Origin of the sequence: Mycobacterium vicinigordonae, from assembly GCF_013466425.1 — a bacterium.
Taxonomy (GTDB): domain Bacteria; phylum Actinomycetota; class Actinomycetes; order Mycobacteriales; family Mycobacteriaceae; genus Mycobacterium; species Mycobacterium vicinigordonae.
Map to the genome: position 1 here is coordinate 4,862,843 of NZ_CP059165.1, position 12,626 is coordinate 4,875,468.

The window sequence follows — 12,626 nt, forward strand, 5'->3', positions numbered from 1 at the left end:
CAGGCCGGAGCCCGTCACCACCCAGGTCGGCGCGGTGCTGTACCGACCTGTTCGGCCTTGGCCGCCACCTCGCGGCTGCGATAGACGATGTAGGGCCGGAACAGGTACACGACCGGGGCGCTGAACGCGTGCACCAGCCGGGTGAACGGCCACAGGGTAAACAGCACCATGCCGATCAGCGCGTGCAGTTGGTAGTCCAGCGGTGCGTTGACCATGACTTCGCCGTGCGGCTGCAGAATCCAGATTCTCCGGAACCACAGGCCGACGGTGTAGCGATAGTGGAACTCCCCACCGTGCGGGCCGGTGCCGATCAGGTCGCAGTACAGACCCACCACGATCGCCAGGACCAGCACCACATACATCACTTTGTCGCTACGCGTGGTCGCCATGGATACCGCCGGACGGGTGAAACGCCGGTAGATCAGCAACCCGATGCCAACGAGTGTCGCGATGCCGGCGATCGACCCGGCGATCACCGCCTGCACGTGGTAGAAGTGGTCGCTCATCTTCAGCATGTGCGTGACCCGCGGCGGGACGAACAACCCGAACACGTGTCCAGCGAAAACCGCCAGGATACCGAAATGGAAGACGGGACTGGCGATCCGCAGCAGCCGCGACTCGTAGATCTGCGAGGACCGCGACGTCCAGCCGAATTTGTCGTAGCGGTAGCGCCACCAGGTGCCCACGATCAGGACCGACAGCGTGATGTACGGCGCGATGTCCCAGAACAAGACATTGCTAAACACCCGCGACTCCTTCCCGCCGAGGTGGCACAGTCAAGGTAAATGGTTGCAGCCCAACAGCTTCGGTAGGCGGGCCGGCTTCCAAGAGATCACCGGCCAAGCGCTGGGCGCGGCGCGCTTGCTGATCGTCGTCCACCGGCAGGGTGTGGCAGATCGCCCGCACAGTCGGCTCGTACGGCGACTTCGCGTCAGCCAGGGCACCGCGCAACACGTCGATCGGCACGCGGTGCTGGATGAGCAGTTGCCGTCCGAGCTCGGGGTGCACGGTGGCGGCAAATTCGAGCACAACGGTCAGATGATCCGGCGCCTCATCGCTCGGAGGCTGCACACCCGCCTCCCGGTAGGCGGTGGCGAACGCCAGCATCTCCCGGCCGCGGTTGCGGGTGTCTCCCGCGGTCCAGTACGTCAGATACATGGTGCAGCGCCGTCGCATGTCGAACGTCGCGACGTAGTCGATCGCAGCTTCCAGCGGCTGCAGGTCGCGCAGCGCCGCCACCGTTCGGCCCAGCAGCTCCGCGGCAGGTCCACTGATGTGGCCCAGCATTTCGTCGACCGCGGCCAGCCGCGCGGCCAAGTTCTCATCCGGGTAAGCCAGCAGCAGCGACGCCGCCTGCCACACCAGGCGATCCTCCATCACCCGCTTGGCGGAACGCTCCCGGAGCCGCGTCAGCAGGTTCATGAGCTGTGCTCTTCGGGAAACATTCCGGCGGGTACCTTGCCACCGTCCCAGTTGAGTAGATTCACCCGCCGCCGGCTGTTGCCGGGTTCGTCTGCGCCGCGCCGCTTGAGGGCGTGGAAGGTTTCCACCGAAACCGGCATCGGATCCGACTCGTACATGCCCGGCCCGCCGTCATTGGACAACGAACAGCCCATCTCCTCAAGGTCGCGAGCCTGCGGTGCGAAGGCCGTCGGAATGACGTAGCGCTCTTCGTATTTCGCGATCGCCAACAATCGGTACATCTCGTAGATCTGTTCTTCGGTCAGGCCCACCGAATGCGGGATATGCGGCTGAGTTTCGCGGCCGAGATTGATATCTCGCATATAGGAACGCATGGCCGCCAGGCGGCGCAGCACCCCTTCGACGACCGCGGTGTCACCGGCGGTGAACAGCTCAGCCAGGTACTGCATCGGAATACGCAGCGCGTCCAGCGCGCCGAACAGGTTGCCCAGGTCTTCCCCGTCGTGACCGTCGCGGCTGACCGCGTCGACCACCGGCGAGAGGGGCGGGATGTACCAAACCATCGGCATGGTGCGGTACTCCGGGTGCAACGGCAGCGCCACCTGGTAGGTGTGGATTAGCGCATAGACCGGGGAACGCTGCGCGGCCTCGATCCACTCGTGCGGAATTCCCTGCGCCCGTGCACCGGCGATCACGTCGGGATCGTCGGGGTCCAGCAGGATTTCGCACTGCGCCCGGTACAGATCTGTGTCGTTTTCTACCGATGCCGCTTCCAGGACGCGGTCTACGTCGTAGAGCACGACGCCGAGGTAGCGCAATCGCCCCACGCAGGTTTCCGAACATATGGTCGGCAGGCCGACCTCCATTCTCGGATAGCACAGCGTGCACTTCTCGGCTTTTCCGGTCTTGTGGTTGAAATAGACCTTTTTGTAAGGACATCCGGACACACACATCCGCCAGCCGCGGCAGCGGTCCTGGTCGACCAGCACGATGCCGTCCTCGCTGCGCTTGTACATCGCCCCCGACGGGCACGACGCGACGCAGGAGGGGTTCAGGCAGTGCTCGCAGATCCGGGGCAGGTAGAACATAAAGGTCTCTTCGAGAGAGAGTTTGACCTCCTCGCTGACCTTTTTCAGGATCGGGTCCCCGGCCAGGATCTCTGGCGACCCGGCCAGGTTGTCGTCCCAGTTCGGGCCCCACGACACTTTCATCCGCTCGCCGCTGATCAGGCTCTTGGGCGCGGCCGTCGGAAACGTATCGCCGGCGGGTGCGGCGGTCAGGTTCTCGTAGTCGTACGTCCACGGTTCGTAGTAGTCGCCGATGACGGGCAACCGGGGGTTGGCGAAGATCCTCAACAGCTTCTGGATGCGACCTCCGTCGCGCAACCGTAGCCGACCCTTCTTGTCGCGGATCCAGCCGCCGCGCCAGCGCTCCTGATCTTCGTAGGTGCGCGGATAGCCTTGTCCAGGGCGGGTTTCCACATTGTTGAACCACACGTACTCGGTACCGGGACGGTTGGTCCAGGCCTGCTTGCATGTCACCGAACAGGTGTGACACCCGATGCATTTGTCGAGGTTCATCACCATCGCCAACTGCGCCATAACCTTCATCTAGTACGTCACCTCCTGGCTGCGGCGACGCACCACGGTCACCTCGTCGCGCTGATTTCCGGTCGGCCCCAGGTAGTTGAACGCAAAGGCGTGCTGACCGTAACCGCCGGCCAGGTGGCTGGCCTTGATCCGCACCCGGGTCAGCGCATTGTGGTTGCCACCGCGCTTGTTGTTGGTTTCGGTGCGCGGCGTGTCTACCGTGCGTTCTTGGACGTGGTAGACGTACACCACACCGTCGGGCATCCGGTGCGAGACGATGGCGCGGCACACGTAGATGCCGTTGACATTGACAGCTTCTACCCAATCATTGTCGCGCACTTTAATTTTCGCGGCATCGGCCGGACTGATCCACATCGTCGGGCCACCCCGTGACAGTGAAAGCATGTACAGGTTGTCCTGATATGTGGAGTGGAACGACCACTTCGAATGCGGGGTCAGATACCGAACGGTGAGCCCGATTCCGTCCTCGGTAGCACCCAGCCGTGGCTGACCGAACAGGCGCGCCATGTCAAGTGGCGGACGAAATACTGGCAGGTGCTCGCCGAGTTCCTCGATCCAGTCGTGGGCCAGGTAGAAATGCATCCGCCCGGTCAGGGTGTGGAACGGCTTGAGGTTCTCGATGTTGATGGTGAACGGCGCGTAGCGGCGCCCTCCCGATTCGCTGCCAGACCATTCCGGACTGGTGACCACCGGGACCGGGCGTGCCTGGGTGTCGGCATAACTGATGCGCTTGTCTTCGCTGCCCTCGGCCAGATGCACCAGTCGCTGTCCGGTGCGCTTCTCCAGCTCGTGGAAACCTTCGACCGCCAGCCGCCCGTTGGTGGTCCCAGACAGCGCCAGCAACACGTCGGCCATCCGCGCAGCGGTGTTGATCGCCGGACGACCTGCTGCTACACCGGATTTCAGCACTCCGAACTTCGCTGCGAGTTCCTCCACCTCCCGGAGGGGGTGCACGGTGACACCCTTGGTGGTCACCCCGAACTGCTCGACCAGCGGTCCGAGCGTCAACCACTTGTCGTAGATGGCGGTATAGTCGCGCTCCACGACTGTGAGCCTGCCCATGGTGCGCCCCGGCACCGGCGTCGCGCCTGTGCGCAGCCAATTCTGTTCGGCCCCATCCGGATAAGCCATCTCGTCGGGCGTGTCGTGTGCAAGCGCGCTCAGCACGACATCAGTGCGGGTACCGAGATGCTGCTCGGCCATTGCGCTGAAGGCGCGGGCGATAGCGCCGAAAGCGTCGAAGTCCGAACGTGTTTCCCACGGAGGGTCGGTTGCGGCGCTGAAAGCATGCACGTAGGGGTGCATGTCGGTGCTGGAGATGTCGGCCTTTTCGTACCAGGTCGCGGCGGGCAGCACAATATCGGACACCAGCGTGGTGGAGGTCATCCGGAAGTCGATCGACATCATCAAGTCGAGCTTGCCCTCGGGGATGTCCCCGGCAAACCTCACGTCGACCGGGACCACCCCGTCCTTGGGCGGTAGCGCCGACGCGTTGGAGTCGGTGCCCAATAGATGCCGCAGGAAATATTCGCCGCCTTTACCGGACGAACCGATCAGATTGGCACGCCAAACGGTGAGCACCCGCGGCCAGTTGACCGGATTGTCCGGATCCGTAACGGCAAGTTTGAGTTTGCGCTGTCCGAGCTGTTCGGCGACGTGGTCGGCGACGTCGCGGCCGGCGGCCCGCGCCTCGTCGGCGACGTCCAAGCTCGATCGGTCGAACTGGGGGTAGTACGGGCTCCACCCCATGGCCACCGCGGACGCGAGCACGTCCATGGTGTGCATACCCGCGAATCTTCCCCGCCCCAGCGGGCTGGCCAGCTTGTCCGCGCCGTGACCGTCGTAACGCCATTGGTCGGTGTGCGCGTACCAGTACGAGGCACCGGGTACCTGCCGAGGCGGCCGAACCCAGTCCAAGGCCATCGACATCGTCTGGAAACCGGTGAGCGGCCGCACTTTCTCCTGGCCGACGTAGTGAGCCCAGCCACCACCGTTGCGGCCCATCGACCCGGTCAACATCAACAGCGCCAGCACCGTCCGGTAGATGGTGTCGCTGTGAAACCAATGGCAGATGCCACCGCCCATGATAATCATGGACCGTCCGCCGGATTCCTCTGCGCTGTGCGCGAATTCCCTTGCCACGCGGATAGCTTGTGCGGCAGAAACTCCGGTGATGGCTTCCTGCCAGGCCGGGGTGTTGGGCTGAGACGCGTCGTCGTAGCCGGTGGGCCACTGGCCGGGCAATCCTGGTCGCGCCACGCCGTACTGCGCGAGCATCAGGTCGAAGACGGTGCACACCAGCTGCTCACCGATACGGCGCACCGGGACTCCACGAGCGACCGTGGTGCCCTCGCCATCGACGGTGTCGAAGCTGGGCAGATGTACCAGCGCGGTGTCGAGCTCGCCCTGCCGGCCGGGCGCATCCCACACGCTGAGGGCGGGCTGCAGTGCGCCCAGGTCCAGGTTCCACTTCCCGACACCACCCTCGCCGTAGCGGAATCCCAGCGAGCCATGCGGCACCGCAACAGCATTGGTGAATTCGTCCAGCACCGCCGGCTTCAGTGGCGCATTCTCGGTCGCCTCCCCGAGGTCCGCGGCCGTGAGATTCTTACCCGGCACCAGCATTTCGCCGCGTTGCTCCAGCTTGATCAGAAACGGCAAGTCGGTGTAGCGGCGAGAATAGTCAGAAAAGAACGGAACCTGTTTTTGCACATAGTATTCCGAGAGGATGACGTGGCCCATCGCCATGGCCAGTGCCCCGTCGGTGCCGGCCGCGCATGGCATCCACTCGTCGGCGAACTTGGTGTTGTCGGCGTAGTCGGGGCTGACGGTCACCACCTTGGTGCCACGGTAGCGCGCCTCGGCCATCCAATGCGCATCGGGCGTGCGGGTGATTGGAACGTTGGAGCCCCACATCATCAAATACGCTGCGTCCCACCAGTCCCCGGATTCGGGAACATCGGTCTGGTCACCGAAGACCTGGGGCGAGGCCACCGGCAGATCGGCGTACCAGTCATAGAACGACGTCATAGGTGCGCCGATCAGCTCATAGAACCGAGAGCCCGCGGTGTAGGACACCATTGACATCGCCGGAATCGGGGAGAACCCGGCGACTCGATCCGGACCGTAGGTTTTAATGGTGTATACGTGCGCCGCCGCAATCAGTTCGGTGGCTTCGGCCCAGGTGACGCGGACCAGTCCACCCTTTCCACGAGCTTGTTGGTAGCGACGACGACGCTCGGGATCGGCCTGAATGTCGGCCCACGCCAACACCGGATCGCCGAGCCGCGCCTTGGCTTCTCGGTACATTTGGACCAGCACGCCGCGGGCGTATGGGTAACGCACCCGGGTCGGCGAGTAGCTGTACCAGGAGAACGACGCGCCGCGCGGACAGCCCCGCGGCTCGTACTCCGGCCGGTCGGGACCCACTGAGGGATAGTCGGTCTGCTGGGTTTCCCAGGTGATGATCCCGTCTTTGACGTAGATCTTCCACGAACACGACCCGGTGCAGTTCACGCCGTGCGTCGAGCGGACCACCTTGTCGTGACTCCATCGGTCTCGGTAGAACACGTCGGCCTCGCGGCCGCCCTGCCGTGTAACCGCGCGGAGATCGGCCGAGATCTCACCCGGGGTGAAGAACCGCGCACTGCGCTCCAACAGTTCCTCGAGCACTCCACCGACGTGGGGCGTAGCAGTCAAGGAATCCTCCTTGTCGATGGCGTCGCGCCGCGTCGCCGAACCACGAGAATGAAGACGTGAATATCGGCTGTTGTGCAGCTGCAAATCCCCCGGCCCAGGGCTGGGTCGAGGCAGGCTGAACAGCCATCTGGCTCGATTTCGGCACGCATATCATGGCAGCTTGGGGTCGCGCAGCTATCGCATGTCGTTGTTTATTCCAAGTCAAATTGTAATATTTCAAGGCTCCGGCAGAAAGCACCTCAACTGTGCGTCTTCTGCGGGAAGCCTGTGGATGAGACTGCTACAGGGCTCGCACCAGGTGCGGGATCCAGCCACGGTCGGCGGGCACCCAGTCGATGCCATCCAGTTCGGTGGCCGTCGCCCAGCGCAGTGCCTGATGGTCACGCGGGAACGGCTCACCGGCCAGCAACTGCACCCGGTAGGCCCTCAATACCGTCGCCTCGCCCAGCGCCACGTCGCCGCCGAGCCGATCGCCCACCGCGACGTCAACGCCGAGTTCTTCGGCCAATTCGCGCATCAGGGCGCCACGCTCGGTTTCGCCGTCGGCGACTTTCCCCCCGGGCAATTCCCACCTTCCAGCCAGCTCCGGTGGCCGGTTGCGTTGCGCCACCAACACTGCGTCGCCCCGGATGACGGCGCCGGCGACGACGACCTGGTTCGGCATGGGCAGTGAGGGTATACGTTCCCCTCATGGCTGTGTTAACGGACGAGCAAGTAGACGCCGCCCTGCCCGAACTGGACGGCTGGGAGCGCGTCGACGGGACCCTGCGACGGTCGGTCAAGTTCCCCGCCTTTCTGGACGGCATCGAGGCCGTGCGGCGGGTGGGCGAGCATGCGGAATCCAAGGATCATCATCCGGATATCGATATCCGTTGGCGCACAGTAACTTTCGCACTGGTCACGCACTCCGAGGGCGGCATCACCCAAAACGACCTCGAAATGGCGCGCGACATCAACGGCATCGTCGGGGGCTAAATCGGCTTCCGCTTCGCGAATCGCGCGGCGAGATCAGTCACCCGAAGTGGCAGCCTGGTCACGCTCGCGACCCGGATGTGCGGCGACCCAACCCAGCGTCGCCACCGCGGCTGCCACGTAGACCAGTCCGGCCCAGGCCAGGTACCAGGGCCTACTGATCACCCAGATGGTCGGCTGCTCGAAGCTCAACAACCACGGCACCCCGATCAGCGTCAGCACCAGCCAGCCCCAGCCCAGGATCTTCGCGCCGAGGTAGTCGCGCAGTGGGCCGTGGATCAGCCAGATCATCAGCGGCACCAGCCAAACCCAATGGTGCGTCCAGGAGATCGGAGAGACCAACAGCCCGAACACCTCGACCACCAGCAGGCGGCCGAGCCGGTCGGTGGCCGCCAGCGCCCGCCAGGCCAGTACCGCGACCACGGCGGTGATCGCGATCGCGGTCAGCACCAGCGGCCCGTAATCGGCGTCATAGCCGAGGATGCGTGAGATCGCACCCCGCCAGGACTGGTTGAACGAGGTGGCTACGGGTCCGACACGGTGTGCGTCACCGAGCAGGTCGGTGAAGTAGAACCGGGCCTGGTCGCCGACTACCAGCACAGAGATCCCAACGGTCGCCAGAAACACCACCCCCGAGAACAGCGCGGCCGTCCAGCGTCGCGCTCCGAGCAGATACAAACCGGCGACGGCGGGCGTCAGCTTGACGCCGGCGGCCACGCCCACCAGCGAGCCCGACAACCACCACCGGGTGGAGTACACCGCCCACAGCACGGCCAACACCAGGAACACGTTGATTTGGCCGTAGTCGAAGTTGCTGCGCAGCGGCTCGATCCAAATGGCCACCGCGGTCCACAGCATCGCGGCGCGCCGATCTCCAACCAGTCCGAGCAGCCGCTGGCTGACTCGCACGACGCCGTACAAAGCCGCCACGATCCCGGCATGCCACAGGAAGGCCACCAGCGCGAACGGCAGCAGATGTAGCGGGTACAGCACCACCGCAGCAAACGGAGGGTAGGTGAACGGTAACGGGAAATCCGGCGTCTGATCGGCGTAGACATAGCTATACAAGGTGCCGGGATGATCCAGGGCCGCGGCGCCACCGACATATACGTGCAGGTCGACGAAGTTCGCACCGTGCGGCGCAAGGTAGGTCCAGGCAAATCGCGTGGCGACACTGAGGACGACGAGCAACGGCGCCCAAGTCGCCAGCAACGTCCTACGCCGCTGGGCGGTGGCATGCGCCGCGGGGACGGCCGACGTGGTATCTATCCGACCGACTCTAGCGACCGTAGCGGCGCGCCGGGTCCCCCAACAGGGGGAGTGCGCGTCGATAACGGGCAAATCACGATTCCCAGGTCGCCGGTCACCGCCTCCGCTCGTATCGATAACGATCCCGTAAATGCCACACGTGTCACTTGAGTCACTTCTGTACCACGATAGCTTCGGCTGCAGGTCCTTCCGGGGGGCCTGCCGAAGCCCATCGAAGACAACAGGGAGAGACATGCCAACCATTTGGACCTACGCACGGGCCGCCGCTGTTCTGGCCGGCTCGGGCGCCGCACTCTTGATGGGCGGAATCGCCCACGCCGACCCCGCGCCGGCTCAGCCGCCACAGCCCAACATTCCGCAGCAGCTGATCGCTTCCGCGGCCAACGCGCCGCAGATCCTGCAGAACCTGGCGACCGCGCTGGGTGCTACCCCGCCGGCGCCGCAAGGCGTACAGCGCGCTCCGGACCCGGCGCCCACCGCTCCGGGCGGACTGAACCTGCCGTCGGTAGTGCCCGGGCTGACAGCGCCGGCACAAGCCACTGCACCGGCTCAAATGCCGGCCCAGGCGACCGCTCCGGCGGCGACCGCTCCCGTCCCGGCGAACTCACCCGGAACGGTTCCCCCGATTCCAGGTGTGAACGCGCCGATCCCGGGGCTCAGTGCGCCGGCGGCCGCTCCCGCGGCGTCTGCGCCGGCAGCGACGGCTCCGGCCGGCGTTCCGTCTGTTCCCGGGGTGAACGCACCGCTGCAGCTCACCGCACCGGCGGCGCCCGTAGCGCCGGCACCGGGAACTTTGCCGTCGATTCCTGGGGTGAACACGCCGCTGCCCAGCCTCGCCGCACCGGCGGCGCCAGCCGCTCCGGCTGCGCCCGCGGCCTCACTACCTGGGTTGGCGACGTCGCTTCCGGGACTCGCCCAGGCGGCGCTGCCGGGGCTGGCCTCCGCGATTCCGGGGTTGTCGGGCGCCGGTGCGCCTGCCGCGCCGGCATCGGCAGGCCCGCAGACGCTGCTCGCGGCCCTGCCCTGAGCGCTGACCTCCGACGACTGACCAACCACTAGATACCGGGAGAAATACCGTGGCAAGCACTTGGAGTCTGTCCAAAGGTTTGGCCGCAGTCGTCGTCACCTCGGCTGCCGCGTTCGTGCTCTGTCCGAGCGCGGCAGCCGACCCGGCGGCGCCGCCGACCGACGCGACCCAACAGCTGCCCGGGCTTCCGGCGTTGACTCAGTTGAGCCCGATCATCCAGCAGGCGGCCGGAAACCCAGGCCAGGCGACGCAACTGCTGATGGCGGCGGCTCAGGCATTCACCCACAACCCGACCGCGCCGGCCGAGTCCAAGAACGTCGCGTCGACGGTGAACCAGTTCGTTGCGGGTCCGGGAGCCCCGGCCGGTGCCGCCCAGCCCGAGGCCGCACCGGTACCCCACGTACCGGCACCAGGTGCCGAGCCCGGCGCACTGGCGCACCTGCCTGCGGGCGTGGACCCTTTGCACGCGGCGGGACCGGGGCCGGTCGGTGTACCGCAAAACCCCCGTCCCGTTTCGCCGCCGCTGCCCGGCCCGGCGCCCGCACCCGCGGCACCGGGCCCCGCGCCGGCTCCAGCAGCTCCGGCCCCCGCCGCTTCGGCTCCCGCACCGGCCGCCGCGCCCGCCGCACCTGCTCCCGCCCCGTCGGCAGCGCCGGCTCCGGCCCCCGCGCCGGCTCCGGGTCCGGCTGCGGCACCGGCGGCTGCTGCGCCCGGGTTCGGCCCTGACGCACCGCCCACGCAGGACTTCATGTACCCATCGATCGGCACCAACTGCCTGGGCGACGGGACGAACGCGCTCGCGACCGCGCTATCGGTGGCCGGGCCGGCCAGCATCCCGACGCCGGGTCCCGCGGCTGGGCAGACCGCTTACGTCTTCACCGCGGTCGGCACTCCCGGGCCCGCTGACGTGCAAAAACTGCCGCTGAACGTCACGTGGGTCAACCTGACCACCGGCAAGTCCGGCAGCGCCACGCTGAAGCCACGCACCGACATCAACGCCGAAGGCCCGACGACGCTCACCGCGATCGTCGACACCGGTTCCGGCAGCATCATGTCGACGATCTTCGGCCAAGTCACCACCAAAGACCGGCAGTGCCAATTCATGCCGACCATCGGTTCGACGGTGGTGCCGTAACCGGCGACCGCCCAACCGAGCGGGGGCAGCGCGAAAGCCAGTAGTTAGTAGGCCATGAACAGGATCGCGTCCCGGTCGTATTCGAGACCCGGATGCGCACTGGCCAGGTGAGCCTGAGTCAACTCCACCAACTCGTCCTCGTCCTTGCCCTGAATTGCTTCGCCGCACGGACAGGTGATGTGCGTCTTCATGTTGCCGCCTTTCCCTTGGCTGCTTTGGCTGCCGCTTTCATCTGCTTCTTGTACGACCGCACCTTGGCGAGCGACTCGGCATCGACAATGTCGGCAACCGAGAGATGGGTGCCGGCTTTGCCGTACTCCCCCGCGGCCGCCCGCCAACCCGTAGGGGTGACGCCATACTGCTTGCCCAGCAACGCCAAAAAGATCTTGGCCTTCTGCTCACCGAACCCGGGCAGACCCTTGATCCGCCGCAACAACTCATTTCCGTCGGGATCGCCAGCCGTCCACAACGCGGCCGGGTCGCCGTCGTAGCGGTCGACGATGATCTGGGCGAGCGTCTGGATACGCTTGGCCATCGAGCCCGGAAAGCGGTGAATGGCAGGCTTTTCCGAGCACAGCGCGGCGAACTTGTCCGGGTTGTAGTCGGCGATGTCAGCCGCGTCCAGTCCACCCATCCGGTCGGCGATCTTCTGTGGTCCGGCGAAGGCTGTCTCGAATGTCACCTGCTGATCCAGCAACATCCCGATCAGCAATGCCAGCGGGTTGTCGGCCAACAGCTGATTGGCCTGGGGTTCCGAGGCGAGGCAGAGCTGCGTCATGATCGAACTCTAACTCCGCACTTTCGAGCCTCGGTACTAGCCGCTCTTGCGGCGGAACTCGCGGCGGTTGCCGGCCGCGCCGTGTGCCCGCGACTGCTTGCCCCCGCCGTCCCTATGGTCGGAGCCGCCGGACGACTTCGCCATCTTGCGTTCCAGGGCTTCACGAAACTTGCGCTTGTTGTCGTCCTCGGGTGCTTCGGACGATTCTGGGGCGTTCGATTCGGCCATGCCCGAAGCCTATCGCGGTCAGCGCTTACCGGGCGGCATCCCGTACACGTGCGAGATCGGCAGCGTCAGCAGCACCCGACGGTCGGTGACCATGGCCTCCCGATACTCGTCCCAGTCTGGATGCTCGCCGGCAATGTTGCGGTACAGCGCGATCAATGCCTCCACCGTGTCGTCATCGGGCGCGGCCGCGGGCGGCGTCAGCTCCGCGATTCCTTCGGCTACCGCGTAGGACCAACCGTCGTCGGCGTCGACGAGCAGCGAGGCCCGCGGATCACGACGCAGGTTGCGTGTCTTGGCTCGCGGCTCGGTGACCGACACCTGCAGCCGCAGCAGCCGCGGGTCGAAGTAGTACTGCACGTTCGACAGTTGCGGACGTCCGTCGCGCTTGATGGTGGCCAGCACCCCGATCGAATTGCAACTGATCACGGCCAACAGTTTGTCGTCGAAGACGTGGCGTCCCATGCCGAAAGCCTACGTCGCGTTGCA

Annotated in this window: 12 protein-coding genes and 1 pseudogene; 3 read left to right on the forward strand and 10 right to left on the reverse strand. The window is 65.7% G+C overall.

Annotated features, from left to right (window positions below):
* Positions 1-14: 14 nt before the first annotated feature.
* From narI to H0P51_RS21675, 5 genes are all read right to left on the reverse strand, one after another.
* Positions 15-746, reverse strand: coding sequence for a respiratory nitrate reductase subunit gamma (narI, locus tag H0P51_RS21655; RefSeq protein WP_180914915.1), 732 nt, complete (start codon positions 744-746; stop codon positions 15-17).
* Entirely contained in the window at positions 739-1,422 is a 684-nt protein-coding gene (gene narJ / locus H0P51_RS21660) for a nitrate reductase molybdenum cofactor assembly chaperone (protein WP_180914916.1), read from the reverse strand. The genes narI and narJ overlap by 8 nt, the downstream gene beginning before the upstream one ends.
* Positions 1,419-3,032 (reverse strand): nitrate reductase subunit beta, encoded by a 1,614-nt coding sequence (narH, locus tag H0P51_RS21665; RefSeq protein ID WP_180914917.1) that lies wholly within the window; start codon positions 3,030-3,032, stop codon positions 1,419-1,421. Before narH ends, narJ begins: the two co-directional genes overlap by 4 nt.
* The gene (locus H0P51_RS21670; RefSeq protein ID WP_180914918.1) at positions 3,033-6,731 is read right to left on the reverse strand and encodes a nitrate reductase subunit alpha; all 3,699 of its coding nucleotides are present in this window, start codon (positions 6,729-6,731) and stop codon (positions 3,033-3,035) included.
* Positions 6,732-7,011: 280 nt separating this feature from the next.
* Positions 7,012-7,395 carry a (deoxy)nucleoside triphosphate pyrophosphohydrolase gene (locus H0P51_RS21675; protein ID WP_180914919.1) on the reverse strand — a complete coding sequence of 128 codons (384 nt, stop codon included), beginning with the start codon at positions 7,393-7,395 and terminating at the stop codon, positions 7,012-7,014.
* 26 nt (positions 7,396-7,421) lie between these two features.
* Between H0P51_RS21675 and H0P51_RS21680 the strand changes: the two genes are divergently transcribed.
* Positions 7,422-7,706 (forward strand): 4a-hydroxytetrahydrobiopterin dehydratase, encoded by a 285-nt coding sequence (locus H0P51_RS21680; RefSeq protein ID WP_180914920.1) that lies wholly within the window; start codon positions 7,422-7,424, stop codon positions 7,704-7,706.
* 33 nt (positions 7,707-7,739) lie between these two features.
* Here the strand turns inward: H0P51_RS21680 and H0P51_RS21685 are convergent, their stop codons facing one another.
* Entirely contained in the window at positions 7,740-9,035 is a 1,296-nt protein-coding gene (locus H0P51_RS21685; RefSeq protein WP_246398897.1) for a mannosyltransferase, read from the reverse strand.
* A 169-nt stretch (positions 9,036-9,204) separates the two neighbouring features.
* Here H0P51_RS21685 and H0P51_RS21690 point away from each other — a divergent pair, with 169 nt between their 5' ends.
* Positions 9,205-9,999 carry a hypothetical protein gene (locus tag H0P51_RS21690; RefSeq protein ID WP_180914922.1) on the forward strand — a complete coding sequence of 265 codons (795 nt, stop codon included), beginning with the start codon at positions 9,205-9,207 and terminating at the stop codon, positions 9,997-9,999.
* Positions 9,996-11,134 (forward strand): annotated as a pseudogene (locus H0P51_RS21695) (Rv1157c family protein). The gene H0P51_RS21690 and the pseudogene H0P51_RS21695 overlap by 4 nt, the downstream one beginning before the upstream one ends.
* 44 nt (positions 11,135-11,178) lie before the next feature.
* Here the strand turns inward: H0P51_RS21695 and H0P51_RS21700 are convergent.
* From H0P51_RS21700 to H0P51_RS21715, 4 genes are read right to left on the reverse strand one after another with little or no spacing between them, the layout of a single operon-like run.
* The gene (locus H0P51_RS21700) at positions 11,179-11,325 is read right to left on the reverse strand and encodes a DUF1059 domain-containing protein (protein WP_180914924.1); all 147 of its coding nucleotides are present in this window, start codon (positions 11,323-11,325) and stop codon (positions 11,179-11,181) included.
* On the reverse strand, positions 11,322-11,912 hold the full coding sequence (locus H0P51_RS21705; RefSeq protein WP_180914925.1) for an HhH-GPD-type base excision DNA repair protein: 591 nt from the start codon (positions 11,910-11,912) through the stop codon (positions 11,322-11,324). Before H0P51_RS21705 ends, H0P51_RS21700 begins: the two co-directional genes overlap by 4 nt.
* A 36-nt stretch (positions 11,913-11,948) precedes the next feature.
* A complete protein-coding gene (locus H0P51_RS21710; RefSeq protein WP_180914926.1) occupies positions 11,949-12,140 on the reverse strand; it encodes a DUF5302 domain-containing protein in 192 nt (63 codons plus the stop codon).
* An 18-nt stretch (positions 12,141-12,158) separates the two neighbouring features.
* Positions 12,159-12,602: a PPOX class F420-dependent oxidoreductase gene (locus H0P51_RS21715; RefSeq protein ID WP_180914927.1), complete on the reverse strand. Its 444-nt coding sequence runs from the start codon at positions 12,600-12,602 to the stop codon at positions 12,159-12,161.
* Positions 12,603-12,626 lie beyond the last annotated feature (24 nt).